The sequence below is a fragment of the Pseudonocardia sp. genome, from assembly GCF_025965585.1.
GTDB lineage: Bacteria > Actinomycetota > Actinomycetes > Mycobacteriales > Pseudonocardiaceae > Pseudonocardia.
Genome location: NZ_JAOPWR010000283.1, coordinates 1 through 26,170 on the forward strand (window position 1 = coordinate 1; position 26,170 = coordinate 26,170).

Annotated in this window: 24 protein-coding genes; 9 read left to right on the forward strand and 15 right to left on the reverse strand. The window is 72.2% G+C overall.

What is annotated here, in order from left to right:
• Nucleotides 1-541: 541 nt before the first annotated feature.
• Nucleotides 542-1,513, reverse strand: a complete 972-nt coding sequence (locus tag JWR81_RS17740; RefSeq protein ID WP_297653555.1) for a hypothetical protein — start codon at nt 1,511-1,513, stop codon at nt 542-544.
• 428 nt (nt 1,514-1,941) lie between these two features.
• Nucleotides 1,942-2,826 (reverse strand): LysR family transcriptional regulator, encoded by an 885-nt coding sequence (locus JWR81_RS17745; RefSeq protein WP_297653557.1) that lies wholly within the window; start codon nt 2,824-2,826, stop codon nt 1,942-1,944.
• 58 nt (nt 2,827-2,884) lie between these two features.
• On the opposite strand from JWR81_RS17745, the gene JWR81_RS17750 reads away from it, so the two are divergent.
• A complete protein-coding gene (locus tag JWR81_RS17750) occupies nt 2,885-4,165 on the forward strand; it encodes an MFS transporter (protein ID WP_367278804.1) in 1,281 nt (426 codons plus the stop codon).
• A 1,044-nt stretch (nt 4,166-5,209) separates the two neighbouring features.
• Here JWR81_RS17750 and JWR81_RS17755 read toward each other — a convergent pair.
• The 3 genes from JWR81_RS17755 to JWR81_RS17765 form a co-directional block, all read right to left on the reverse strand.
• Nucleotides 5,210-6,937: an urease subunit alpha gene (locus tag JWR81_RS17755; protein WP_297653560.1), complete on the reverse strand. Its 1,728-nt coding sequence runs from the start codon at nt 6,935-6,937 to the stop codon at nt 5,210-5,212.
• A gap of 76 nt (nt 6,938-7,013) precedes the next feature.
• Complete coding sequence (gene ureB, locus JWR81_RS17760; protein ID WP_297653616.1) at nt 7,014-7,292, reverse strand: urease subunit beta; 279 nt, start codon at nt 7,290-7,292, stop codon at nt 7,014-7,016.
• Nucleotides 7,292-7,594, reverse strand: a complete 303-nt coding sequence (locus JWR81_RS17765) for an urease subunit gamma (RefSeq protein WP_297653562.1) — start codon at nt 7,592-7,594, stop codon at nt 7,292-7,294. Before JWR81_RS17765 ends, ureB begins: the two co-directional genes overlap by 1 nt.
• 80 nt (nt 7,595-7,674) lie before the next feature.
• Between JWR81_RS17765 and JWR81_RS17770 the strand changes: the two genes are divergently transcribed.
• Nucleotides 7,675-8,550 (forward strand): spermidine synthase, encoded by an 876-nt coding sequence (locus JWR81_RS17770; protein WP_297653564.1) that lies wholly within the window; start codon nt 7,675-7,677, stop codon nt 8,548-8,550.
• Between the two features lie 6 nt (nt 8,551-8,556).
• Here the strand turns inward: JWR81_RS17770 and mltG are convergent, their stop codons facing one another.
• From mltG to shbA, 6 genes are all read right to left on the reverse strand, one after another.
• Entirely contained in the window at nt 8,557-9,777 is a 1,221-nt protein-coding gene (gene mltG / locus JWR81_RS17775) for an endolytic transglycosylase MltG (protein WP_297653566.1), read from the reverse strand.
• Nucleotides 9,778-9,840: 63 nt separating this feature from the next.
• The gene (ruvX, locus tag JWR81_RS17780) at nt 9,841-10,278 is read right to left on the reverse strand and encodes a Holliday junction resolvase RuvX (RefSeq protein WP_297653569.1); all 438 of its coding nucleotides are present in this window, start codon (nt 10,276-10,278) and stop codon (nt 9,841-9,843) included.
• 20 nt (nt 10,279-10,298) lie between these two features.
• Nucleotides 10,299-12,956, reverse strand: coding sequence for an alanine--tRNA ligase (gene alaS, locus JWR81_RS17785; protein WP_297653572.1), 2,658 nt, complete (start codon nt 12,954-12,956; stop codon nt 10,299-10,301).
• A gap of 73 nt (nt 12,957-13,029) precedes the next feature.
• Entirely contained in the window at nt 13,030-13,335 is a 306-nt protein-coding gene (locus JWR81_RS17790; protein ID WP_297653576.1) for a DUF6167 family protein, read from the reverse strand.
• Nucleotides 13,332-13,748 carry a DUF948 domain-containing protein gene (locus JWR81_RS17795; protein ID WP_297653579.1) on the reverse strand — a complete coding sequence of 139 codons (417 nt, stop codon included), beginning with the start codon at nt 13,746-13,748 and terminating at the stop codon, nt 13,332-13,334. Before JWR81_RS17795 ends, JWR81_RS17790 begins: the two co-directional genes overlap by 4 nt.
• 112 nt (nt 13,749-13,860) lie before the next feature.
• Nucleotides 13,861-14,553 (reverse strand): RNA polymerase sigma factor ShbA, encoded by a 693-nt coding sequence (shbA, locus tag JWR81_RS17800; protein ID WP_297653582.1) that lies wholly within the window; start codon nt 14,551-14,553, stop codon nt 13,861-13,863.
• A gap of 370 nt (nt 14,554-14,923) precedes the next feature.
• On the opposite strand from shbA, the gene JWR81_RS17805 reads away from it, so the two are divergent.
• Nucleotides 14,924-15,655, forward strand: a complete 732-nt coding sequence (locus JWR81_RS17805) for a TetR/AcrR family transcriptional regulator (protein WP_297653585.1) — start codon at nt 14,924-14,926, stop codon at nt 15,653-15,655.
• A gap of 27 nt (nt 15,656-15,682) precedes the next feature.
• Here the strand turns inward: JWR81_RS17805 and rocD are convergent, their stop codons facing one another.
• The 3 genes from rocD to JWR81_RS17820 all read right to left on the reverse strand — a co-directional run bounded on the left by rocD (nt 15,683) and on the right by JWR81_RS17820 (nt 18,543).
• Nucleotides 15,683-16,924 (reverse strand): ornithine--oxo-acid transaminase, encoded by a 1,242-nt coding sequence (gene rocD / locus JWR81_RS17810; RefSeq protein ID WP_297653588.1) that lies wholly within the window; start codon nt 16,922-16,924, stop codon nt 15,683-15,685.
• The gene (gene ddaH, locus JWR81_RS17815; protein ID WP_367278805.1) at nt 16,921-17,763 is read right to left on the reverse strand and encodes a dimethylargininase; all 843 of its coding nucleotides are present in this window, start codon (nt 17,761-17,763) and stop codon (nt 16,921-16,923) included. The genes rocD and ddaH overlap by 4 nt, the downstream gene beginning before the upstream one ends.
• 315 nt (nt 17,764-18,078) lie before the next feature.
• A complete protein-coding gene (locus JWR81_RS17820) occupies nt 18,079-18,543 on the reverse strand; it encodes an Lrp/AsnC family transcriptional regulator (RefSeq protein WP_297653591.1) in 465 nt (154 codons plus the stop codon).
• A gap of 46 nt (nt 18,544-18,589) precedes the next feature.
• Between JWR81_RS17820 and JWR81_RS17825 the strand changes: the two genes are divergently transcribed.
• Together JWR81_RS17825 and JWR81_RS17830 are read left to right on the forward strand one after the other, a co-directional pair.
• On the forward strand, nt 18,590-19,810 hold the full coding sequence (locus JWR81_RS17825) for an arginine deiminase (RefSeq protein ID WP_297653594.1): 1,221 nt from the start codon (nt 18,590-18,592) through the stop codon (nt 19,808-19,810).
• A 110-nt stretch (nt 19,811-19,920) separates the two neighbouring features.
• Nucleotides 19,921-20,940: a DUF4185 domain-containing protein gene (locus JWR81_RS17830; RefSeq protein ID WP_297653597.1), complete on the forward strand. Its 1,020-nt coding sequence runs from the start codon at nt 19,921-19,923 to the stop codon at nt 20,938-20,940.
• A gap of 19 nt (nt 20,941-20,959) precedes the next feature.
• On the opposite strand, the gene JWR81_RS17835 is transcribed toward JWR81_RS17830, so the two are convergent.
• Nucleotides 20,960-22,291 carry a replication-associated recombination protein A gene (locus JWR81_RS17835; protein ID WP_297653623.1) on the reverse strand — a complete coding sequence of 444 codons (1,332 nt, stop codon included), beginning with the start codon at nt 22,289-22,291 and terminating at the stop codon, nt 20,960-20,962.
• Nucleotides 22,292-22,647: 356 nt separating this feature from the next.
• On the opposite strand from JWR81_RS17835, the gene JWR81_RS17840 reads away from it, so the two are divergent.
• The 4 genes from JWR81_RS17840 to JWR81_RS17855 all read left to right on the forward strand — a co-directional run bounded on the left by JWR81_RS17840 (nt 22,648) and on the right by JWR81_RS17855 (nt 25,822).
• A complete protein-coding gene (locus tag JWR81_RS17840; protein ID WP_297653600.1) occupies nt 22,648-23,841 on the forward strand; it encodes a PLP-dependent aminotransferase family protein in 1,194 nt (397 codons plus the stop codon).
• 11 nt (nt 23,842-23,852) lie between these two features.
• Nucleotides 23,853-24,344: an Lrp/AsnC family transcriptional regulator gene (locus tag JWR81_RS17845; RefSeq protein WP_297653603.1), complete on the forward strand. Its 492-nt coding sequence runs from the start codon at nt 23,853-23,855 to the stop codon at nt 24,342-24,344.
• Nucleotides 24,341-25,495, forward strand: a complete 1,155-nt coding sequence (locus JWR81_RS17850; RefSeq protein ID WP_297653606.1) for an aminotransferase class I/II-fold pyridoxal phosphate-dependent enzyme — start codon at nt 24,341-24,343, stop codon at nt 25,493-25,495. The genes JWR81_RS17845 and JWR81_RS17850 overlap by 4 nt, the downstream gene beginning before the upstream one ends.
• Nucleotides 25,496-25,615: 120 nt before the next feature.
• Entirely contained in the window at nt 25,616-25,822 is a 207-nt protein-coding gene (locus JWR81_RS17855) for a hypothetical protein (protein ID WP_297653609.1), read from the forward strand.
• Nucleotides 25,823-26,170: the final 348 nt, after the last annotated feature.

Genomic DNA, 26,170 nt, shown 5'->3' on the forward strand with positions numbered 1-26,170 from the left:
GCCGGGGGTCGGTTCCTCGGTCATGAGTTGATCTCGTCGCTTGCCACGGTGGAGTGAACATCAGGGCAATCGTTGCCAGACGGTCGCCCGGGCCGTGATGCTCCCGCGCAGCATCCAGACGACGCCGGGTGGTGGGAATGATCGAAGCTGGCAGAAGGCGATGCGCCCTGTGCGGCGCGCCGTCTGTCAATGCCGTCGCGGCGCGGGGTGCCGACCATCCGTTGGCCCCGGTCTGCGCTCGATGCCACGCTCCCGTGGCGGCAGGCGCACTGCGGCTCGGCTGGTGCGAACCCGGACGACATTACGGACGCCCCCGGCAATTGTGCCGTCGCCACCGCGTGCGGTTCGTCGGGCTGTAGTGATCCCCTGACGTGCGGAAGCGCGGGAACGCCGGCAGCAATAGGCCCGCGTCCGCGACGACGGGTACGGCGGCGCCGATGCCAGCCGGTCGGCCCGATGCCGGCGTGCTTCTCGAACGAACGTGCGCGCCGACGACCCCGGGATCGGCTACGGCGAGAGGCGGGCGTAGACCGCACGGCGTTCAGCCGGGGCCGGCGGTACGTTGCTGGTCGCCGATGTCGAGGGCGCGACGTCGGGCCTCGCGGAGTGTGGACACGCTGCGGTCGAGGGCGGCGCGTTCCTCCGGGTTCATCTGCGGCTGGTACATCCGCAGAACACCGTCGGCGCCGAGCACACTGACCAGGGACAGAGTGACCTCGAATTCAGGGTTGTAGGCGGCCACCGGCAGGACAGCACGTTCGTCCCGCAGCACCGCCTCGACCAGACGCGCGGAGACGGCCCCGATGCCGTACTGGCTCGCCCCGGTGCCCTCGATGATCGTGATGTTCGCGTACCGGATGCTCGCCTCGATGTCCTCCCGCACCGCATCAAGGGACTGCCCGTCGTCACCGAGCAACTCGAGTACAGGGATGCCGCCCACCATCGCGGACGACCACAGCAGCACTTCGGACGTGCCGTGCTCACCGACCACCATCGCCTGCACGTCCGACGGGCGCACTCGCAGCCGATCGGCCAGGTGCACCCGGAAGCGCAGGCTGTCGATCAGCGTGCCCGTGGAGAACACCCGGTCGTGGCCGGCCAGGTGGCGGGTGAGGTCCGCGAGCGGGTCCGGTGGGTCGGTCACCACCATCAGCACAGCCTGTGGCGCGACCGAGACGACTCGCGGCACGATGTCGGCATAGACCTTCGCGTTGGTCTCCAGCAGCCGCAGGCGGCCCTGCGCATCGGAGCGGTCGGTCGCGCCGCCCGCCTTCTCGTTGGCTCCCGCAGTGATGACCACCAGCGCGGCGCCGCCCAGATCCTGATAACCACCCGCCCGCACGTCCACGACCGACGACAGCGGCGCGGCATAGCGCATGTCAGCGGCCACGCCGGCCGCTCGCTCGGTGATCCGGTCCACCACCACGATCTCCCGGCACATCCCCCCGCGTTCGATCAGCGACAACACCGTCGCCGCTCCGACCGCGCCCACTCCGACCACACCGACCTTCACGATGAACACACTCCTCCCGGATCAGGACCCGCACTTGTCGCCCCGTCTCGGAAGTCAGGCTGCACCCGAACCCGCCGCGGCTCCACCGCCCTCCACGGATGACCGTGCGCCGCCGGGTCCGGTACCGGTGCGCAGCCGACTCACAACAGACGCACATCGTGTGCGCCGGCGAGTGGCCGTCATGGCCTGCTGGCGCCGCGACCAGCGGTCGACACGGTCCTGGTCGTCCCCCCCTGAGCGCTGCCTTTCAGGCCGTGATCTGGCCCGGCCTCTGCCGGCTGGGTCTCGCGGTGCTGGCCGGGCCGCGTCGACGGGATGTTCGCCCGTCGGGGGGCCGCCGGGGTGTGACCCACCGTGGTCGTCATCCGCCGTCGGGGCACGGACCGACGGCGCGGCGCAAGCCCTGTACCGGGTCAGCCCGGCGGCCGTCAGGCCCGCTTGATCCGCTCCTGGAAGAGCTCGAGAAGTGCCGCGGCTGCGAGGCTCGGGGCCGGCCTGCTGATGGCGCTGAATATCCAGTCGACGCCGTGGTCGGTGAGCGGCAACACCGTGACATCAGGCGTGGCTCGGTAGGTGATCTCGGGAAGCACGGCGACGCCGAGCCCGGCCGCCACGAACCGCGGCACGTCGCCGAGATCCGCGACCTCCGCCGTGACGAGCCTGCTGAGCCCGGCAGACGCGATCGCACGGTCGACCGCGATACGGTTGCCGAATCCGTGCGGGGAGTCGACCCAGCGCTCCGAAGCGAGCTCGGCGAGGCTCACGCTGCGGCGTGTGGCAAGCGGATGCGTGAGCGGCAGCACGGCGACGAAAGCGGAACGCGCGAGGGCAAGCACGTGGAAGCCGACGAGGTCCGGCGGCGGCAGCCCCATGAATGCGACGTCGACACGGCCCCGCCGCACGTCGTCCGCGAGCCCGGTCGAGCCGGAGGCAGATGCGACCAGCTGGAGGTCGACCAGCGGGTAACGCTCGTGGAACACACCGAAGACAGCGGGCAGATCCACGAAGTCGAGGTTGGTGAAGATCCCGACGCGCAGGCGGCCTCTGATGCCCCCCTTGGTGAGCGCGACAGAACTGCGCACGCGATCGATCGCCTCGATCGCGGCATGCGCCTCGGGCAGCAGCGCGATGCCGGCCGGGGTGAGCGCGATGCGCTTGGACGAGCGCTCGAACAGCGTGGCGCCGAGTTCCTGTTCGAGTGAGCGGATCCCGGCCGACACCGTCGACTGCACCGCGAACAGCCGGTGCGCGGCGCGGGTGAAGTTGAGCTCTTCGGCGACCGTGACGAAGTAGTCGAGCTGGCGGGTGTCCACCCGACAATGATGACCTCAAAGAATCGTTCTAGTCGATCGTTTCCATCAAAAACGTTCGTTGGACTCGATCGCCTTTCGCTCGCAGGCTGGTTTTATGACGTCAACAATCATGATCCCGGGCGCACCCGCGATCCGCAGGGTCAGTCACGGCGCGGGCTTCTGGGTGATCGCCTCCGCCTTCCTCACCGTTATGGCGTTCTCGACGGTCCCCACGCCGCTATACGCGCTTTACCAGGCACGCGACAGCTTCGCGACGGTCGTCATCACCCTCATCTTCGCCGCATACGCCGTCGGTGTCATGGCCAGCCTGTACCTTGCCGGGCACGTCAGCGACTGGCTCGGCAGACGTCCCGTCATCCTGGCTGCCATCGTGACCGAGCTGCTGGCGGCCGTCCTGTTCCTCGTCTGGACCGACGTGCCGGGGCTGCTCGTTGCGCGTTTCATCTCCGGTATCGGCGTCGGCGCGCTGACGGCGACCGCGACAGCCCACCTGAGCGAACTGCGCGCTGTGACCACGCCGCACGAGGACGGGCGGGTCTCGACCATCGTCGCGAGCTTCGCCAACATCGGCGGCCTGGGGCTGGGATCGCTCGTCGCGGGAATCCTCGCGCAGTGGGTCGAGGCGCCCCTCGCCGTGCCCTATGCCGTCTTCGCGGTGCTGCTCGCCGTCGCCGCCGTGGGCGTCGCAATGGTCCCCGAGACCGTTGAACGCCAGGAGGAGCGCCCCGCCTACCGGCCCCAGCGGATCTCGCTGCCCTCGGCCTCCCGCGGGGTGTTCGTCTCGGCAGGCGCCGGAGCGTTCACCGGCTTCGCGATCTTCGGGCTCTTCACCTCGCTCGCGCCGACATTCATCGCCGGCACTCTGCACGAACCCTCGCGCTTCGTCGCGGGAGCGGTCACCTTCGCCGTCTTCGGGTCCGCTGCGGTCGCGCAGCTGCTCACCGCGCGGATGTCGACGGTGCACCAGCTGCGGCTGGCCGCCCTGCTCATGGCCGTCGGGCTCGTCACCATGGCCACGGCCGTGCTCGTCGTGAGCCTGCCGCTCTTCGTCGCCTCGGGCATCATCGCCGGGGCTGGGGTCGGCGTGCAGTTCCGGTCCTCCGTTGCAGTGGCCGCATCGCTGGCCGTGCCACCGTTCCGCGGGGAAGCGCTCGCAGCACTGTTCCTGATCGCCTATGCCGGACTCGCCGTTCCCGTCCTGTTGCTGGGTGTGGCGCTCGCCGTCCTGTCGAGCACCGTGGTGCTCCTCGGCTTCTCGGCAATCATGCTGGCGCTGTCCGTCTGGGCGAGCCTCGCGATGAGCAGGCGGATGACCAGCGTCGCGCGGATACCACGTTGAAACCGAGCTGCAGGCCGCGCCTCGATGGCTCGGGAATCGCTACGGGACCGCGCTACCCGTGTGACGAGCCCTTCGGCCGACGCCGGGGCCTCGCGGAGGAACGCCTTCGCCAGCACTTCCGGCGTCGGTCCGTCGACGAGGATCCGAACGACGGTGCGGGGGCGGTTCCGCTCCGACCTGAGCCCGCAAATGCTCCGGCTGCCGGAATGAACCGTCTACTCGACAAACCATAGGAGCATCGAATGGGACTCCACGTTCCGCGGAACGATCGACGTCGCCTCGGTCCGCTTTTGGAAGATGCGCCGGCCACCTATGGCTTCAACGACGAGGTCGGCGACCGAAACAGGCCGATCATAGGAGAAAGACCCCCAGGCAGGCCTGGGGGTCTTTCTCCTCGGTCAACTGATGGAGGTCAGTGATGCGCCGGCGGCGGGTTCCACCGACCGTGCACGCCGTCCCACACCCAGCCGGCGTGTGGAGATGGGGGCGCCCACCGTGCGTGCGCGCCGTCCCACCACCAGCCGGCATACGGCGGGGCCTGGCAGACGTTGCCGACGAGCACCCTGCCGGGTGGGCAGTGGACGACCGAGGGCATCGAGGGGGCCGCAGACGCCGTGGCGCCCCCGCCCGTGAGTATGCCGACGGCAGCGACGCCCACCATCACGCTGTTACGTAAGTTGATCATTGAGTCCTTCCCGTCCGACTTTGCTCCACGTACACACTGTCGGGGTGATGCCCACCGCGCGCACTATCGCGAGCGGCCATCACGCCCTGGTACTCACCGGAGTCATCGGGCTGCTGCTAGCAGGTATTCACACATCGTGATGTGAGGTGTTGAATCGCGCTGGCGCGGCGGCTCTCGCACGGCACCTGCGCGACCATCCGCCCGCCGAGGTCGAGGTCGCCGACGCGACAGCCGCCGCGCAACGTGCGAGCCCGCCGTGCCGTTCGTAGAGGTGGCGACCCGATGGGTACCCAGCGATCACCCGGCCGCAGCCGTCGACACATCACCACAGGTCGGTGACCACGGCCGCCGCCGGATCATCAGAACAGGAAGTAGCGCTGCGCCATCGGCAGTTCGGCGGCGGGGGCGGGCTCCACCACCTCGCCGTCGATCCGCACGGTGAACGTGTCCGGCTCCACCTCGATGCGCGGCAGCGCGTCGTTGTTCGGCATGTCGGCCTTCGTGAGTCGCCGCGTGTCCTTGACGGGCACGAGGCGCCGGTTCACCGCCAGCCGGTCGGCCAGCCCGCCCGTGATCGCCGTCGGGGCGACGAAGTGCACCGACGTGGCGGCCGCCGTCACCGGCGAGGAACCGAACATGGGCCGTGGAAGCACCGGCTGCGGGGTCGGGATGGACGCGTTGGCGTCGCCCATGGCCGCGTACGCGATGACGCCACCCTTGATCACCAGCGACGGCCGCACGCCGAAGAACGCGGGCTTGTAGAGCACGAGGTCGGCGAGCTTGCCGACCTCCACCGAGCCCACCTCGGCGTCGAGGCCATGCGCGATGGCCGGAGCGATCGTGTACTTCGCGACGTAGCGCCGCGCCCGCATGTTGTCGGCCGGGCCGTCGCCGGGCAGCGACCCCCAGCGCTTCTTGCCGACGTGAGCGGTCTGCCAGGTGCGCAGCGGCACCTCTCCGACCCGGCCCATCGCCTGGGAGTCGGAGCCGATCATCGAGATGGCGCCGATGTCGTGCAGCAGGTCCTCGGCCGCGATCGTCGACGGGCGGATGCGGCTCTCGGCGAAGGCGAGGTCCTCGGGCACCGTCGGCTTGAGGTGGTGGCAGACCATCAGCATGTCGAGGTGCTCGTCGACAGTGTTGACGGTGTGCGGCCGCGTCGGGTTCGTCGAGCTGGGGAGCACGTGCGGCTGCCCGGCCACGGTGATGATGTCCGGCGCGTGGCCGCCGCCCGCGCCCTCGGTGTGGTACGCGTGGATGGCCCGGCCGTTGATCGCGGCGAGGGTGTCCTGCACGTAGCCGGCCTCGTTGAGGGTGTCGGTGTGGATCGCCACCTGCACCCCGGTCTGGTCGGCCACCCGCAGACAGGCGTCGATCGCGGCGGGCGTCGAGCCCCAGTCCTCGTGCAGCTTGAAGCCGGAGATGCCGGTCTCCACCTGCTCGTGCAGGGCGTCGACGCTCACGGTGTTGCCCTTGCCGAGCAGCGCGATGTTCAACGGGTACTCGTCGAGCGACTCGAGGATCCGGGCGACGTACCAGGCGCCCGGGGTCACGGTGGTGGCCTTCGTGCCGTCGGCCGGGCCCGTGCCGCCCGCGATCCACGTGGTGACACCGCAGCCGAGCGCCTCCGGGATCTGCGTCGGCGAGATGAGGTGGACGTGGCAGTCCACGCCGCCCGCGGTGAGGATCATCCCGTTGCCCGCGATGATCTCCGTGGACGGGCCGATCACCAGCTCGGGGCTGATCCCGTCCATGATGTCGGGGTTGCCGGCCTTGCCCAGCCCGACGATCCGCCCGTCGCGGACGCCGACGTCGGCCTTGACCACGCCCCAGTGGTCGAGGATCAGCGCGCCGGTGATGACGAGGTCGGGGGTGCCCTCGGCGCGCGTGGCGCGGGACTGCCCCATCGACTCCCTGATCACCTTGCCGCCGCCGAACACGACCTCGTCACCGCCCCGGGGACCACCGCAGCGGTCCTCGGTGACCTCGATGAACAGGTCGGTGTCGGCGAGCCGGACGCGGTCGCCCGTGGTCGGCCCGTACAGGTCGGCGTAGCGGGCTCGGTCGATGCTCCAGGGGCCGGTCACGATGCCGCCTGCGCGGGAGCAAGCACGTCGGCGGTCCACGATGCCGCCTCCGCGGGAGCAAGCACGTCGGCGGGGGTCACAGCCGGAGTCCCGGCACGGTCTTCGTCCCCCCCAGCTCCACCAGCGACACGGTGCGCTCCACCCCCGGCTCGAATCGGACGGCGGTGCCGGCGGGCACCGCGAGGCGCTTGCCCTCGGCCAGCGCCCGGTCGAACACCAGGGCCGGGTTCGCCGACGCGAAGTGGTAGTGCGACCCGACCTGGATCGGCCGGTCCCCCGAGTTCACGACGGTGAGCACGGTGCGCTCCCGGTCGATCGGGACCGACGCTGCGGCCAGCCCGTACTCGCCGGGGATCACTGGATGGGCCTGTGCACGGTGACGAGCTTCGTGCCGTCGGGGAACGTGGCCTCGATCTGGATCTCGTCGACCATCTCCGGCACCCCCTCCATCACGTCGTCGCGCGTGAGGACGTGCTGCCCGTCCGTCATCAGCTCGGCGACCGAGCGCCCGTCGCGCGCGCCCTCGAGCATCCACGCGCTGATCATCGCGACACTCTCGGGGTAGTTGAGCTTCAGCCCACGGTCCCGGCGCTGCTGCGCCAGGCCCGCGGCGACGTGCAGCAGCAAGCGCTCCTGCTCATGGGGGGACAACAGCACCGTAGAACCTCCTCCGCCGGGAGCGATCAACCTAGTGCCGACGCATGTCGCTGCGGTTACACCGGGCAGGATGGGCTCCCGTGTCCCACCCCGAGCGCCCCGACCGCCGGGCGCGTGTCGTCTTCCGCGCCGACGTCGACCACGGGCACGCCGAGCTGGTGGGCGACCCCGACCGGCCCCAGGGCTGGACGCTGCTGGTGGACGGCACCGCGCAGTCCCACGTCGACCTCGACGACCCGACCCACCTGGAGTTCGAGTACATCCGGCGGCTCGGGCACGTCGTCGACCTCATGGCGGCGCCCGGCACGCCGCTGCGCGTGCTGCACCTCGGCGGCGGCGCGTGGACGCTGGCCCGCTACGTCGCGGCGACGCGCCCGGGGTCGCTCCAGCGCGTGGTGGAGATCGACGGCGGCCTCGCCGATCTCGTCGCCTCCCGGTTGCCCGCCGACGGCCTCGGCATCGACGTCAGCGTGGCCGACGCCCGCGCTGCGCTGAGCCGGGTGCCGGCCGGGTCGGTCGACCTGCTCGTCCTCGACGTCTTCGCGGGCGCCCGCACGCCGTCGCACCTGACGTCGGCCGAGTTCGTGGCCGCCGCGTCCCGCGCGCTCGCGCCCGAGGGGATCTACGCCGCCAACGTCGCGGACGGCGGCACGCTGCCGTTCGCCCGCACGCAGGTCGCCGCCGCGGCCGCGGTGTTCCCGGAGATCGCCGTGATCGCCGCACCCGAGATCTTCGGCGGGCGGCGCTTCGGCAACCTCGTGCTCGTCGGGACCGCCGGGGCGTTGCCCATGGACGGCCTCACCCGCAGGACGGCGTCCGACCCGTTCCGCGCCACCGTCCTCGACGACGCCGAGGCCCGCCGGTTCGCCGGCGACACGGTCGTGCCGGGTGACCGTGCCGCGACACCGTCTCCCGTGCCGCCGCCCGGGTTCTTCGGACGACCCCACGAGGACTAGGCAGCTCTAGATCGCGCCGTTCTTCTCGGCCTCGGCGACGTTGGCCTGGTGCTCGGCCAGCGTGGTGGCGAAGCAGGACGTGCCGTCCTTCTGGCAGCGCACGAAGTAGAACCACGGCCCGGCCGCCGGCGAGAGAGCCGCCGCGATGGCCTGGCTGCCCGGTGCGGCGATCGGCGTCGGGGGCAGGCCCGGGGTGAGGTAGCTGTTGTAGGCGCCGGGAGTGGCCCGGTTCGCCGACGACGTGCGCAGCGCCTGCAGGTCGAGCGGGTAGTTGACGGTGGAGTCCAGCTCGAGGCGCTGGCCGGCGCCGAGCCGGTTGTAGATCACCCGTGCCACCTTGGGCATGTCCGGGGTGATGCCCTCCTTCTCCACCAGCGAGGAGATCACGAGCACCTGGTAGGGCGAGGTCCCGATGCTCTGGGCGCCCGACACCAGACCGGCCGCCTCGAGCCGCGCCGACGACGTGGCCAGCAGCGACTGCAGCACCGCGAGCGCGGACGTGCGCGGGTCGACGTCGTAGCGGCCCGGGACGAGCAGCCCCTCGAGCCGGCGCTTCGGGTCGGCCTTGCCGACGGCGTCCAGCGCCCACTCCGGGACGCCCAGCGTGGCCGGGTCGGTGGTGGCCATCGTGGAGCGCAGGCGGTCGACCGACACGCATTTCTTCGCGCCGTCGGCGGTCGTGCACGTGGCCTGCGAGATGAGGCTCAGCACGCCGGGCGTCACGGTGCCGTCGGGCGCACGGGTGTCGTCGAGCTGGACACCACCGCGGATCTCCAGCTGCCCGACGCGCGCGGCGGGATCGAGCATGAGCGTGACGGCGGAGGCGCCCGACATCCGCAGCTTCATCTGGTAGTAGCCGGGCTGCAGCGAGCGGACGCGCGGGTCGTCCGACGCGGCCTCGGTGAACGCGGCGGCGCTCGCCACCACCCCCTGCTGCGCGAGCTCGTTCGCGATCCGGGTGGTGGTGTCGCCGTCCTGGACCTGGACCACGACGGCGCCTTCGCCGCTGCCCTCGAAGTCGGGCGCGGCGAACACCGAGCGGTACACGTAGTAGCCGCCGCCCACCACGGCGCCCAGGAGGAGCACCACCGCGAGGATGAGGACACCGGTGCGCCTGCGGCGCCCACGGCGCCTCGCCCGCCGCGCGCCGCTCCGGTCGCCGACGATCTCGAGCCGGTCGGTGGTGGCGCCCACGGACGTGGACTGGTCCCATCGGTCCGACTGCACAATGTCGCAGGGTAACGATGGTGTGTCGGGCTCCGGTCCGGGACCCCTGCGGAGGGTGACCGATCAGCGGCGGGAGTCGAGCCAGCCCTGCAGGATCGCCACAGCAGCGGCCTGGTCGACCACCGCGCGCTGCCTACGGCCCTTCACCCCCCGTGACCGGAGCTGCTGCGTGGCGACCACGGTCGTGAGCCGTTCGTCCGAGTAGACGACGGGCACCGCGAGCGCGCCCGTGAGCGCCTCGCCGAACACCCGCGCCGCCTCCGCCGCCGGACCCTCCCGGTTGGCCAGGGTCCGAGGCAGGCCGAGGACGACCTGCACGACGTCGTGCTCGGCCACGAGATGCGCGATCGTGCGGACGTCGCTGCCGTGCTCGACGTCGCGCGGCACGGTGACGAGCGGGGTGGCGATGATCCCGTCGGGATCGCTCAGCGCCACGCCCACCCGCACCGATCCGACGTCGATGCCGAGCCGGCGGCCGCGGCCGGGATCCGCCTGCGTCACCTGCTCGCTCGCAGACCCGCTCAGCGCGATGCCAGTTCCCGGCGCAGCGCGTCGATCGCTGCCGGCACGCCCGACGGGTCGGAGCCGCCACCCTGCGCCAGGTCGGGCTTGCCGCCCCCACGGCCGCCGACAGCGGGCGCGAACGCGGGCACGAGCTTGCCCGCGGCCAGCCCGGCGTCGCGCGCCGCGGCGGTGGTGGCCACGACGAACGACAGCTTGTCGCCGTCGGAGGAGAACAGCGCCACGACACCCGGACGGGCACCGAGGCGCCCGCGGACGTCGGAGGCCAGCGCGCGCAGGTCGTTGCCGCCGATGCCGTCCGGCGCCGCGACGGCGACGAGCGCGGTGCCGCGTACGTCCTCCGCGGCGCCGGCCAGCGCCCCCGCCGAGGACAGGACCGCGTCGGCGCGCACCTTCTCCAGCTCGCGCTCCGCGACCCGCAGCCGCTCGACGACACCGCCGATGCGCTCGGGCAGCTCCTCCGGCCTGGCCTTGAACTGCTCGGACAGCTGGTTGACGAGCACGTGCTCCTTGGCCAGGAACCGGAACGCGTCGAGCCCGACGAGCGCCTCCACGCGCCGCACCCCCGAGCCGATCGAGGCCTCACCCAGCAGCTTGACCAGCCCGAGCTGCCCGGAGCGGCGCACGTGCGTGCCACCGCAGAGCTCGCGCGAGTAGTCGCCGATCTCGACGACGCGCACCTGGTCGCCGTACTTCTCACCGAACAGGGCCATGGCGCCGAGGCGGCGGGCCTCGTCCTGCGTGGTGACGAACGCGCGCACCTCGTGGTCGTTGAGCAGAATGTCGTTCACCTCGTCCTCGACGTCGGCGAGCACCGATGCCGGCACCGCACCGGCGGGCGAGGTGAAGTCGAACCGGAGCCGGCCGGGCGCGTTGAGCGAGCCGGCCTGCGCCGCTGCGTCACCGAGCGCGCGGCGCATGCCGGCGTGCACGAGGTGCGTGGCCGAGTGGGCGCGCGAGATGGCCTGGCGGCGGGAGACGTCGACCTGCGCCTGGACGGGCGTGTCGACCGTGGCCTCGCCCGCGGTGACGGTGCCGCGGTGCACCGAGAGCCCGGCGACCGGCGACTGCACGTCGGTGACCTCGATGGCGAACCCGTCGCCGCGGATCCAGCCGGTGTCGGCCTGCTGGCCGCCGCCCTCGGCGTAGAACGGGGTGCGGTCGAGCACGACCTCGACGGCCGTGCCCTTCCCGGCCGCGGGCACGCCGACGCCGTCCACGATGAGGCCGACGATGCGGGACTCGCCCTCCACGTCGGTGTAGCCGAGGAACTCCGTGCCGCCCGCGGCGTCGAGCACGGCGCGGTAGGCCGTACCGTCGCTGTGGCCGGTCTTGTGGGCCCTCGCGTCGTCCTTGGCGCGCTGCCGCTGCTCCGCCATGAGCGTGCGGAAGCCCTGCTCGTCGACGCTCAGCCCGGCCTCGGACGCCATCTCGAGGGTGAGCTCGATCGGGAACCCGTAGGTGTCGTGCAGCTTGAACGCCTGGTCCCCGGCCAGCTGCGTGCCACCCGAGGACTTCGTGGCGGAGACGGCGGTGTCGAAGATGCGCGAGCCGGCCGTGAGCGTCTGGAGGAAGGCCTCCTCCTCGTTGCGGACGACGGCGGAGATGCGCTCGAAGTCGGTGGCGAGCTCCGGGTAGGACGGGGCCATCGCGTCGCGGACGACCTCGGCGAAGGAGTTCAGCACCGGCTCCTGCACGCCCAGCAGCCGCGCCGAGCGCACGATGCGGCGCAGCAGCCGGCGCAGCACGTAGCCACGGCCCTCGTTGGACGGCGTGACGCCGTCACCGATGATCATCACACCGGAGCGGGCGTGGTCGGCGATGACCCGGAACCGGACGTCGTCCTCGGGGTTCGCGCCGTAGCGGCGGCCGGAGAGCTCCTCGGCGCGCGCGATGACCGGGCGCACGAGGTCGGTCTCGTAGACGTTGTCGACGCCCTGCAGCAGCGTGGCCACCCGCTCGACGCCCATGCCGGTGTCGATGTTCCTCCTCGGCAGCACGCCGACGGGCGGGTGGTCGTCCTTGGGGCTCAGGTCCCCGCGGATGTCCTGCATGAAGACGAGGTTCCAGATCTCCAGGTACCGGTCCTCGTCGGCCTCCGGCCCGCCGTCACGGCCGTACTCGGGGCCACGGTCGTAGTAGATCTCCGAGCAGGGGCCGCCGGGACCGGGCACGCCCATGTCCCAGTAGTTGTCCTTGCCGCCGCGGCGCTGGATGCGTGACTCCGGCAGGAACCTCCGCCACAGGTCGAAGGCCTCGTCGTCGTTGCGGTAGACGGTGGCCCAGATCCGCTCGGGGTCGATCCCGTAGCCGCCCTCGTCCTGGCTGCCGGTGATCAGGGTCCAGGCCTGCTCGATGGCCCCGGCCTTGAAGTAGTCGCCGAAGGAGAAGTTGCCGGCCATCTGGAAGAAGGTGTTGTGCCGCGTGGTGCGGCCGACCTCCTCGATGTCACCCGTGCGCACACACTTCTGGATCGACGTGGCGCGCGGCCACGGCGCGGGGGCGTCACCGAGGAAGTACGGCTTGAACTGCACCATGCCGGCGTTCACGAACAGCAGTGTGGGGTCGTCGAGGATCAGCGACGCACTCGGGACGCGCGTGTGCCCGGCGTTCGTGAAGTGGTCGGTGAAACGACGGATGATCTCGTGGGTCTGCACGGGCGTGGCCTTCGGTGCTGGAAGCGACGTGGGAGGCGGGGGCGGCAGGGACGGCGGGCCGGGCAGCGGCGGGCTAGGCCCCTGCCCCGGGAGCTCGCGCCCCGGGCGCCGGGCGGTTCTCGGCCAGTGCCTCGGAGTAGGTGGGGACGTGCTCCCCCGTGCGCCGCTCGACGAGCTGCGTCAGCTCCTGCTCGCGCTCGCTCATGCCGGCCCGCACCTCGGCCCCGAACGCGCCGAGTCCGGCACCGAGCTCGCGCAGACCGTCGGCGATGTTGGCCCCGATGCCCGCGGGCGTGAGGCTCTGCGCGGCGGCGGTGGCGCGACGCGACGCGTACACGCCCGCGGCCACCCCGACACCCAGCCAGAACAGGCGCTTCACTTCTTCCTCCCCCTGCGGAGACGGCCCGGGCGGGACCGCAGGGAGTGCTGGCCGGCGTCCTTGCCCGCGCGACGCGCCTTGACGGCCTTGTTGAGGCCGTAGGAGAACGCCGCGGCACGGACGAGCGGCCCGCCCATGGTGGCGGTGAACAGCGACGTCAGGACCGAGACGTTGCTCGTGACGGTGCGCGCGTTCGAGGTGATGCCGTCGACCCGCTCCAGCTGGGTGTTGACCTGGTGGAGCGTGGTCTGGGCGTTGTCCAGCAACGGCGCGCTGCCCTCGTGCGCCTTGCGGATGGCGATGGTGGCCTCGTCGAGCGTCCTGCCGAGCTTGAGCAGCGGGACGGCCAGCAGCAGCACGAGGACCACGAAGGCTCCCGCAGCAACCAACGCAGCGATCTGGCCTGCCGACACGAAGCCCTCCTCGGTACCGTCCGGGGACACCCCCCGACCGGGAGATGATCGCCGATCAGGCTACTCCCCGGCCGGTCCGGGCCACCTTCGGGTTGCGCGACGCGGGGAGGCGTCAGAGTCCGGGAACGACCGTGAGGGGCACGTAGTCGTCGGGGTCGTCCAGGTCCCCGTCGTCCGGCCCGCTGATCGCGCCGCGCAACCGGTTGAGCGCGCGGTGCTGCGTGACGCGGACCGCACCGGGGGTGGACCCGACCGCCTTGGCCGTCTCCTCCGCCGAGAGCCCGACGGCGATCCGCAGCACCAGCACGTCGCGCTGCCGCGGCGTCAGCGAGTGCAGCAGCCCGCCGAGCTTCTCGACAAGCTCGGCCGCGATCAGGTGCTGCTCCGGCCCGTCGACCACGATCTGGGTGTCGGGGAGCTCGGCCATGGGCTCCGAACGGTTACGGCCGATGGCCCGGAACGCGTCGGTGACCTTGTGCGCCGCGATGCCGTAGACGAACGCGCGGAACGAGAGGCCCTTGATGGTGTAGTTGGGCAGCGCGCTCACGACGGCGAGACAGACCTCCTGTGCGACGTCGTCGGCCGACCCGATGACGGTCTCCTGGCGGCCCAGCCGGCCGCGGCAGTAGCGCAGCACGAGAGGCTGGATCTCCGCGAGCAGTTCCTCACGGGCACCGCGGTCCCCCACCACGGCGGCGGCGACGAGGCTCTCGAGCAACGGCTGGGGCTCGGACGCGGGCTCGGACACCTGGGGCTCGACGGGAAGCGGTTCCCGTTCGGCCTCCGAGAAAGCAGGCACGCTCATCGTTCGCGTCCGATCGTCGTGGTGACTGCGACGATCTCACCGGAGTACACGGACATCCCTCGGGTTCCCCTCCCCTGCACCGGCGACGACCGCCGGTGTCATGCGGATGCGTGTCGCCCGAACCGGTGAACCGGCCGGGACGGCACACGGTGCTGCCGTACCGTTCTCACACAGAGGAGTGAACGTGGACCCGTCCTGATACCCGCTGGTCCCCCGACTGCCGGCCATCCCACGACGCTGACTCCGTGCCACCGGACAGTCACCGTGCCCTGTGACTGTCCGACGTCGTTCGACGTTCAAGTACGCATCTTGGGTGACACCCAACTTGGAGTCAAGGGAAGTTCGGCTCTGATTGGTTACTCTGCGCTGGATGTCTTCCGTCGACGAGCCCGAACCGGACGATCCCCGGGTCCGAGCAGCACGCACGAAACGCGACCGCACCCGGCGCGCACTCCTCGACGCGGCCGACTCCACATTCGGGTCGCGCGGGTGGGGACGCACGCGGATGGAGGACGTCGCGCAGGCCGCGGGCGTGAGCGCCGCCACGGCCTACAACCACTTCCCGACCAAGCACGCGCTGCTCGGGCACGTCTACCGGCCGCTCGTGCGGCCGTTGATCACGCAGGCGGAGCACGACATCACGGCGGGTCGCTCCATGGCCGAGGCGGTGAACGACCAGGTCAGAGCACTGTGCCGGATCTGCGACCGCTACCGGACGCTGACGGCGTCGTTCTGGTCGGCGGTGCAGGAGTACACGATCCGCGTCGAGGGCCCGGCCGACCCCACCGACGACGTCGACCCCCGCACCCTCGCCCCGATCCCCGAGGCGCTGCGCCTCCTCGTCGAGCACGGCCAACGGACGGGCGAGCTGCGGCCCTACCCACCGGCGGGCGAGATCAGCACGATGATCGTCAACCTGCTTCTGCTGCGGAGCGTCAACCGGCCGGACGAGTCGCCGGAGGCCGCCGCCGAACTGTTACTCACCGTGATGTTCGGGTCACTGCGCCCGGAGTTGTTGATGACTGCGGACGGCGACGAACGGCCGTTCCGGCGGACTCATCGCACCCTGTGGTCACCATCGGCGGACGAGCGGTCGTCGTGATGCGACGACCGGTCGGTCGGGATCGGCTCAGGCCAGGTCGGCCAGAGCGCCCTCCAGGGCGTCCACCGCGGCGTGGAGCTCGGCCTCGGTGATCACCAGCGGCGGGGACAGGCGCACCGAGGAGCCGTGGGTGTCCTTCACGAGGACGCCGCGGCGCATCATCGCCTCGCTCACCGCGCGGCCTGTGCCCAGCCGCGGCTCGATGTCGACGCCCGCCCACAGGCCCATGCCGCGCACCGCCAGCACGCCGTGCCCGACGAGACCGGCCAGCCGCGTGTGCAGCACGTCGCCGAGCCGCCGGGCGCGGGCCAGCATGCCGTCGGGCCCCTCGTCGGCGAGCAGGGTCAGCACCGCGCGACCCACGGCGCACGCGAGCGGGTTGCCGCCGAACGTGGAGCCGTGCTGGCCGGGCTGCAGGACGCCGAGCACGTCGGCGTCGGCGACCACCGCCGACAGCGGCATGATCCCGCCGCCAAGCGCCTTGCCGAGCAGATAGACGTCGGCGTCCACGCCTGCGGCGCGGGTGGCCAGCAGCCGGCCGGTGCGCCCCAGGCCGGCCTGCACCTCGTCGGCGACGAACAGCACGCGGGCCTCGTCGCAGATCGCGCGGACCGCGGGCAGGTACCCGGCGGGCGGGACGACGACGCCGGCTTCGCCCTGGATCGGCTCGACGAGCACGGCGACCGTGTCCGGGGTGATCGCGGCGCGCAGCGCGTCGCGATCAGGATCGTCGGCCCCGTACGGCACGACGACGAAGCCGGGCGTGAACGGGCCGAACCCGCCCCGCGCGTCGGGGTCGGTGGAGAAGCCGACGATCGTGGTGGTACGGCCGTGGAACCCGCCCGCCATCACGACGATCTGCGCGCGGTCCTCGGGCACGCCCTTGACCTCGTAGCCCCACTTGCGGGCCACCTTGATCCCGGACTCGACGGCTTCGGCGCCGGTGTTCATCGGCAGCACCATCTGCTTGCCGAGCAGGGCCGACAGCTCCGCGCAGAACGGGCCGAGCTGGTCGCTCCCGAACGCACGGCTGGTCAGGGTCACGCGGTCGAGCTGCCGGTGGGCGGCGGCGAGCAGGTCGGGGTGGCCGTGACCGAAGTTCAGGGCCGAGTAGCCCGCGAGGCAGTCGAGGTACCTGCGCCCCTCGACGTCGGTGACCCACGCGCCGCGCGCGTTCGCCACCACCACCGGCAGGGGGTGGTAGTTGTGCGCCGAGTGCTCGTGCACTAGGTGCTCGTGGAATGACGTGGCGCTCTCGGTCAGAGTCATGCCCGTACCTCCAGGGTGCAGCACTTGGGTCCGCCGCCGCCCTTGAGCAGCTCGGACACCTCGACGGGGACGGGGGTGAAGCCGCGCTCGGCGACGGCCGCGGCCAGGTCGCGCGCCGCCGCGGGCAGGACGACGTGCCGGCCGTCGCTCACGGCGTTGAGGCCGAGGAAAGCGGCATCCTGTGGGGAGGCCGTGACGGCGTCGGGGAACCGCTCCCGCAGCACCGCCTGCGATGCGGCGGAGAACGCCTCCGGGAGCCAGGCGATGGTCGTGGCGTCCAGGACGGCGACGGCCGTGTCGAGGTGGTAGTAGCGCGGGTCGACGAGCTCGAGCGGCACGATCTCGCGGCCGAGCACACGGCCGGCCTCGGCGTGGGCGCGCGGCTCGGTGCGGAACCCGGTGCCGGCGAGCACCAGCTCCCCGACGGCGAGCAGGTCGCCCTCCCCCTCGTTGACGAACTCCGGCTCGACGACGTGCGCGAACCCGTTCACCCGGAACCAGGCGAGGTGTGCCGCGGCCTCGGCCGCGCGTTCAGCGTGGCGGAACCGGGCACCGAGCACCACGCCGCCGACCACGGTCGCGCCGTTGGCCGTGTAGACCATGTCCGGCAGGCCGGGGACGGGGTCGAGCAGGTCGACACGGTGGCCGAGGCGAAGGTAGACCGCCCGCAGCGCCTCCCACTGCCGGATCGCGAGGTCGCGGTCGACGGGGACGGCCGGGTCCATCCAGGGGTTGATCGCGTAGGTCACGGCGAACTGCTCCGGGCGGCACATCACGTAGTGCCGCCGGCCCGCGGTGCGCTCGGTGATCGTGTTCGGGTGGGACAGGACGCTGGTCACGGGCTCGCTCCACGGATGAGGGCGGGGTGGGCCGCGGCCTCGATGCCGGGGTGACTCAACGGTAGGAAGCCGCCGGGCGGCGGACAATCACACGACGTTGCTGGCCAGCGGTGATCCGTTGCGCATCATGGCGCGGTGACGCTCGATCGTTGCGCGGGGCTCGGCGGCCCCGTTCCGCCGTGGCTCAGGCGCCGGATCGTGTCGACTCGCGGCCTGGACCCGGCCGGCGAGACCGGGTGAGGCAGCCGCGAAAGTGCAGTGGCTCCGACCGGACCGGGCTCAGTGCGCGGTGATCACGGTCGGCGGCGCCGGAGGTCAGGACGGTGTCGGGCGGTGCGGGGCGGCGGGGCGGCGCAACAGCGGGCTGAGCACCAGCACCGACTTGGTCCGGGTCACGAACGGCGCCGCGCCGATCTTCTCCAGCACGTGCTCGAAGTGCCGCATGTCGACGGCGAGGATGCGCAGCACCGCGTCGGCCTCCCCCGAGACCGTGCTGGCCTCCAGCACCTCCGGGAACCGCTTCACCGCGGTGCGGATCGCCTCCGGGGCGGTGCGGGCGCGGCAGTACAGCTCGACGTAGCCCTCCACCGACCAACCGAGCGCCCCCGGGTCGAGGCGCACCGTGAAGCCGGTGATGGCGCCACCGGCGCGCAACCGGTCCACCCGGCGCTTCACGGCCGACGCGCTCAGCCCGACCTCCGCACCCAGGTCGGCGTAGCTGCGCCGGGCGTCGTCGACGAGCAGGGCGACGATCTGCTCGTCCAGATGGTCGAGATTCACGCCCGGGACACCTTCACGGCGGCAACCTTCACGGCAGTATCAGAGCATGTACCGAGTGGACTCCGAGGTCGGACGGCTCCGCCAGGTCATCCTGCACCGCCCCGGTCTGGAGCTGAAGCGGCTCACCCCGGGCAACAAGGACCGCCTGCTGTTCGACGACGTGCTGTGGGTGCACCGTGCCCAGGAGGAGCACGATCGGTTCGCGGCGGTGCTGCGCGAGCGCGGCGTCACCGTCCACCTCTTCGGGGAGCTGCTGCGCACCACCGTCGCGCTCCCCGAGGCCAAGAAGTACGTGCTGGACCGCATCTTCGACGAGCGCGTGTACGGCCCGATGGCCATCGACGCGCTGCGCAACTGCTTCGATGCAATGGACGACGACACGCTCACCGAGCACCTGATCGGCGGGATCACCAAGCGCGAGGTGATGGACCGCATCCCCGAGCCCCGCTCGATCACCTTCCACGTGCTCGACCCGGACGACTTCGTGCTCGAGCCGCTGCCCAACCACCTCTACACGCGCGACACCTCGGCGTGGATCTACGGCGGCGTGTCGATCAACAGCATGCGCAAGCTCGCCCGGATGCGCGAGACGGTGCACTACGAGGCGGTCTACCGCTGGCACCCGCTGTTCGCCGGCGCCGACTACGCGGTGTGGTCCGAGGGCTCGGTGAACGGGCCCGCCACCACCGAGGGCGGCGACATGCTCGTCATCGGCGGCGGCGCCGTGCTGATCGGCATGAGCGAGCGCACCACCGCGGCCGGCGTCGAGCGGCTGGCGCGGCGGCTGTTCGCGGGCGGCGAGGTGGACCGGATCGTCGCGCTGCGCATGCCCGAGACCCGCGCGCTGATGCACCTCGACACCGTGATGACGATGGTCGACCCCGAGACGTTCACGAAGTACGCCGGGCTCGGGATGCTCCCCGCGTACACCGTGCGGCCGGGTGACAACGAGAAGGAGCTCGACGTCACCGACCACAGGCCCGAGGACATGCACGCCGCGATCGCCGCGGCCCTGCACCTGCCGGAGATCCGGGTGCTCACCGCGGAGCAGGACGTGCACGCCGCCGAGCGCGAGCAGTGGGACGACGGCTGCAACACCCTCGCCGTCTCCAACGGCGTCGTCGTGGCCTACGAGCGGAACGTCACCACCAACACGTTCCTGCGCAGCCACGGCGTCGAGGTGCTCGACATCCCCGGTGGCGAGCTGGGCCGGGGCCGCGGCGGCCCCCGGTGCATGAGCTGCCCCATACAGCGCGACCCGGCCTGACCGCCCGCGCGCTCCCACCGATCCGCGCGCCGTTTCGCGTCCTCGCACGGTCCACGGAGGGTGCGACGACGCGAAATCGCGCGCGGATCGGGGTGCGCCACCATGTGCCGGTGATCGCGACGAAGGTCAAGGACCTCACCGGCCCGGGCCACACCGACCGGTTCGACGTCGGCGGCACCGACCTCGGTGCCACCGTCACGGCCCCCGACGGGCGGCTGGTGTCGGTGTTCGGCGACACGTTCTCCCGCGCCGGGGTGGGTGGCCGCGGGTGGCGGGCGCCGGTGGTGCTGTTCGCCGACCCGGCGTCGGTCGGCAGCGGGATGGAGTGGACCGGCTCCGCCGGGCGCGGCGAGCATGCCCGGCAGGTGGTGCGCTACGTCCACAAGGGCGTCCGGCGGTGGGGGTGCCGGTTCCGGCGGGTCACCACCGTGCTGCCGACGGACCTCATCACGATCGGCGACGTGATGTACCTGCACGTCATGGTGTGCCGGGAGCTGGGCAACGTGCGCTGGACGGAGCTGCACCGCTCCACCGACAACGGCGCCACCTGGCGCCCCACCGGCGTGCGCTGGGCCGCCGACCACCACGACGGCTACTTCCAGATGATCACCTGGGAGCGCGGCGACGACGGCTTCGTTTATGCACTGTCCACCGGCTTCCAGCGCGACAAGGGCCTGATCCTGCAGCGCGTGCCGCAGGACCGGATCACCGACGTCGGCGCCTGGGAGGGCTGGGGGTTCACCGAGGCCGACGGCTGGGGCTGGGGGCGCCCGCCCACCGTGGCCCTGACCGGGCGGTTCGGGGAGCTGTCGCTCCGGCGTGTCGAGGGCCGCTGGATGCTGGCGTTCTTCGACCAGGAGCACTACGCGATGGACGTCATGGCGCTGGACTCCCCCACCGCCGACCTCTACCGGGCACCCCGCACCACGGTGCTGCGCGGCTGCAACTGGGAGGACGAGGACCACGCAGGCGGCCGGGTGGCCCAGCTCTACGGCGGCTACATCGTCCCCGGTAGCACCCTCGCCGACCTGCACCTGGTGGTCAGCCAGTGGAACAGCGCGATGAACTGGCCCTACCGCGCGATGCAGTTCCGGGTCGACGTGAGCGGGCTGGTGGCCACGTCCCGGTAGGTGGCCCGGACCGGCGGCCTCAGCGACCGCGGACCGCGCGGCGGAGCTTCTCCAGACGCTCCCGGAGCGTGCGCTCGCCGCCGTGGGGCGTCGGGCGGTAGTAGTCCTTGCCCACCAGCGCGTCCGGCGGGTACTGCTGCGTGACGACGCCCCCGGGGTCGCTGTGCGGATAGCGGTAGCCGACGGCGTTGCCCAGCTTCTCCGCTCCGGCGTAGTGGCCGTCGCGCAGGTGCGGCGGAACGGCCCCGACCGCGCCGGCGCGGACGTCGGACATGGCCTCGTCGATGCCGACGATCACGGCGTTGGACTTGGGCGCCGTCGCCAGGTGCAGCGTCGCCTGGGCCAGCGCGATGCGGCACTCCGGCAGCCCGACGAGCTGCACGACCTGGGCGGCGGCCGTCGCGGCCTGCAGAGCGGTCGGGTCGGCCAGGCCGATGTCCTCGCTCGCGTGCACCATCAGCCGCCGCGCGATGAACCGCGGGTCCTCGCCCGCCACGATCATGCGGGCGAGGTAGTGCAGCGCGGCGTCGGGGTCGGAGCCGCGGATGGACTTGATGAACGCGCTGATGACGTCGTAGTGCTGGTCGCCCTGGCGGTCGTAGCGCACCGTGGCCTCGGTGACGGCGCGCTCGACGCCGGGCACGTCGATCACCGTCTCGCCGGTGCCCACCACGCCGTCGGCAGCCGCCTCGAGGGCCGTCAGCGCACGCCGCGCATCACCTGCCGCCAGCCGGACGAGGGCGTCCTCGGCGTCGGCGGCGAGGGTGACCGTGCCGTTCAGGCCGCGCTGGTCGGTGACGGCTCGGCGCAGCAGCTCCCGGATGTCGTCCTCGGCGAGCGACTGCAGCTGCAGCACGAGTGAGCGCGACAGCAGCGGCGAGACCACCGAGAACGACGGGTTCTCGGTGGTGGCGGCGACGAGCAGCACGAGCCGGTCCTCGACGGCGCCGAGCAGGGCGTCCTGCTGGGTCTTGGAGAAGCGGTGCACCTCGTCGATGAACAGCACCGTCTGCTGGTCGTGGTGGTCGCGGCGGCGGCGCGCGTCGCTGATCACCTCCCGCAGCTCCTTGACCCCCGATGACAGCGCCGAGAGCGCGACGAAGTGCCGGGACCCGACGCCCGCGAGCAGCCGCGCGATGGTGGTCTTGCCCGTGCCGGGCGGCCCGTAGAGCAGCACCGACGCCGCGGCACCACCCTCCACGAGCCGGCGCAGCGGGGCGCCGGGCCGCAGCAGGTGGGCCTGGCCGACCACCTCGTCGAGGGTGCGGGGGCGCATGCGCGCGGCGAGCGGCGCCGTGGCGGGTCCGCGCTCCGGGGCAGCCGGCGGTTCCGGCTCGTCGATCTCGAACAGCCCGTCGGCCCCGCTGGTCACCGCTCCACCCTGCCATCGGTGCGCGGACTTGTCGGAACCGCCCGGAACCGTCGGGGGCACGTGGTCGCGTACGTGCTGGTGACGGCCACCGCGAGCTCTCCGCCGAGCACACCGGCACCGCCGCGCTCGACGTCGCCGGTCATCCCGTCGTGTTGGACTCCCGTCGCTTTGGACCTCGACGCGCTCACCGCCCGCTGATTCCACATGACGGGAATCGAGTTCCGCTCTGCGGGACAACCGTGCATCATCGGGACCGGCCCCCACCTCGGTCCGCGCACCGCCCGCCCTGTCGATCCAGGACGTGACCACCCCGTCCGTCGACCGCGAGGTTCTCCGTGATCACCCTGTCCCGCCGCCTGGACGACGTCCGCGGCTCCGCCATCCGCGACCTGCTCACCCTCACCGCCCGGCCCGACGTCCTGAGCCTCGCCGGTGGCCTGCCCGCCGCCGACCTCCTGCCGCGCGAGCGGATCGCCGAGGCGGCCGCGGCGGCGCTGACCGACCCGGCGTCGGTCCAGTACGGCGAGACGGCCGGCCTCGGCCGCCTCCGCGACGTGGTGGCCGCGCACGAGACCGGCCGCTGCGGGCGCACGATCGGGCCCGCGGGCGTCGTCGTCACCACCGGGTCGCAGCAGGCCCTCGACCTGCTCGCCCGCGTGCTGCTCGACCAGGGCGACGTCGTGGTCGTGGAGGACCCGGTCTACGTCGGCGCGCTGCAGGTCTTCCAGGCCGCCGGCGCCGCGCTGCTCACCGTCCCCCTCGACGACCACGGCATGCGCGTCGACGTGCTCGCCGAACGGCTGGCCGCGGGGCTGCGCCCCCGGCTGGTGCACACCGTCAGCAGCTTCCACAACCCGCGCGGCGTCACGATGGCCGACGGGCGGCGCCGCCGGCTGGCCGGGCTGGCCGACCGCTACGGCTTCCTCGTCGTCGAGGACGACCCGTACGGCCTCCTCGCCTTCGACGGGCCGCCGCCCGTGCCCGTGGCCGCGCACGGGGAGCGCGTCGTGCGGCTGGGCAGCGCTTCGAAGATCCTCGCGCCCGCGCTGCGGGTGGGCTGGCTGACCGGCCCGGCGCAGGTGTGCGCAGCGGTCGAGCGGCTCAAGCAGTGCACCGACCTGTGCACGTCCGCGCTCACCCAGGCGATCGCGGCCGACCTGCTCGCCGACACCACCTGGCTCGACGCGCACCTGAGCCACGTCCGGGCGGTCACGGCGGGCCGGGCGCGGGCGTTCACCACCGCCGTCGCGGAGCTGTTGCCGCAGGTCATGTGCACCGTGCCCACCGGAGGCATGTTCTGCTGGCTGGAGTTCCCCGGCGGCACCGACACCACGGAGCTGCTGCCGCGTGCGCTCGCGGGCGGCGTCGGCTTCGTGCCGGGCAGCGCCTTCGCCGTCGACGCGCGGCTCCCCGACGCGGCCCGGTGCTGCTTCGCGTCCCTGCCGTCGGAGGATCTCCGCGAGGCGGTGCGGCGGCTCGGCGCAGCCGTATCGAGGCGCGCTCCGCGTCCGTTCCACGCGGGGACGTAGTGTCCGGTTCCGTGCGGCAGATTCTCGAACTCCTGGAGCGCGACGCCCAGCTCTCCCCCGACACCATCGCGACGATGCTCGACATCCCGGTCGAGCAGGTCCGCGAGGCGATCGCCGGATGGGAGGCCTCCGGCGCGATCCGCCGCTACAAGGCCGTGGTCGACTGGGACACCGTCGACGACGACCCCACGCGCGAGCTCGTCACGGCCTTCATCGACGTGTCACTCGCCCCGGCCCGCGGCGTCGGCTTCGACGACGTGGCCGCCCGGATCGCCCGCTTCCCCGAGGTGCGCAGCGTCTACCTCGTCTCGGGCAGCCATGACCTGCGCTGCACCGTCGACGGCGCCACGATCCGTGCCGTGTCGGACTTCGTCTCGCAGAAGCTCTCCACGATCGACCGCGTGCGCTCCACCGCCACGCACTTCGTCCTCAAGACCTACAAGCGCGACGGCGACGACTTCGCGAAGGCCGAGCCCGACCACCGGCTGCCGGTGACCCCGTGAGGCCCCTCAACAGCGTCATCGCGGCCTGCCCGCCGTCGGGCATCCGGCGGTTCTTCGACATCGCCGCCGAGATGGATGACGTCATCTCGCTCGGCGTCGGCGAGCCCGACTTCGTCACCCCGTGGCGCGTCCGCGAGGCCGGCATCTACGCCCTCGAGCGCGGCTACACCACCTACACCTCGAACGCGGGCCTGCCGAAGCTCCGCGAGCTGATCTGCGACGACCTGGCGTCGCGGTACGGCGCAACGTACGACTGGTCCGACGAGTGCCTCATCACCACCGGCGTCTCCGAGGGCCTCGACCTGGTGCTGCGGGTGCTGCTCAACCCCGGCGACGAGGTGATCGTCCCGGAGCCCTGCTACGTGGCCTACGAGCCGTGTGTGGCGTTCGCGGGCGGTACGCCGGTGCGGGTGCCGACGCGCTGGGAGGACGGCTTCGCGATCGACGCCGACGTGGTGGCCGCCGCCATCACGCCGCGCACGAAGGCCATCCTCATCGGCTCGCCCGCCAACCCGACGGGCGCCGTGCAGCCGCGTCCCGCGCTGGAACGCCTGGTGCGCCTGGCCGAGGAGCACGACCTCTACCTGATCTCCGACGAGATCTACGACCGCCTCACCTACACGGGCAGCCACACCTGCCTCGGCACCCTGCCCGGGGCCCGCGAGCGTACGGTGCTGCTCGGTGGCTTCTCCAAGGCCCACGCGATGACGGGCTGGCGGGTGGGGTGGATCTGCGCGCCCGCCGCCGTTGCGGAGCTGTGTGTGCGGGTGCACCAGTACACGATGCTGTGCGCGCCGCACGTGTCCCAGCTCGCCGCGGTGGAGGCGCTGTCCGGCTCCGACGACGACGTCGACGCGATGGTCGACGACTACGACCGGCGGCGACGCGTGTTCGTGAAGGGCCTGCGCGAGATCGGCCTGGACTGCCCTGAGCCCGGCGGCGCGTTCTACGCGTTCCCCTCGATCCGCTCGTCGGGCCTGGACTCCGAGGCGTTCGCCGAGAAGCTGCTCGCCGCCGAGCACGTCGCCGTGGTGCCCGGCAGCGTCTTCGGGCCCTCCGGTGAGGGCCACGTGCGGTGCTCCTACGCCACCGCGCTGCCGCTGCTGGAGGAGGCTCTCGTCCGGATCGACCGGTTCCTCCGTTCGCTGTGATGACGCCGGTGCGAACGCCTGGGAGAACTCCTGTGACGCCCAGTGGTCGGACGTCAACGGACCGCAGGCTTCGCGCGCCGTTCACAGGCCGGAAAACTGCGACCGCCAGTCTTCGGAGGCATGGAGACACACACATGCCCCCTCTGCTCCCTCGCCCGCACCCAGGCTGACGCCGCGGGTCTGGACTGGAGCAGCCAGCACGAGCGCGACCGCACCGTGACGTGGATCTGCCCCACCTGCACCCGTGCGCAGCTGTGGCTCATCGAGGCCGGCCTGCCCTTCGCCACCGCCACGGCACCCGCCGCACCGATCCCCTACGCCGCCTGAGCCCACCCGCGAGGCCTCGCTACCTCGTCGTGGAGGGAACCGGGCGGGAAGCCCCGGTCCCGCCGGTGTAGCGAGCCTGCACGGGCCGACGGGTGCCGGCACCCGTCGACGAGACCCTGCACGATCACCGGCGCGAGGTCGCGACACGCGGCTCGCCGGCCACAGCGCGCCCTTCACCACCAGCCCACCTCCCCGTGCGCAACCCTCGCCTCCCGCCCGTCCGCGCACTCCAGGCCCACCGGCCGCGGCACAGCGAACCCCGCGGCGGCCAGCAGCGTCGAAACCGGCCGCGCGGTCAGGCGGCCGTGCGGAACGCCGGGTAGACGGGCAGCGACCCGGGGGCGTCGG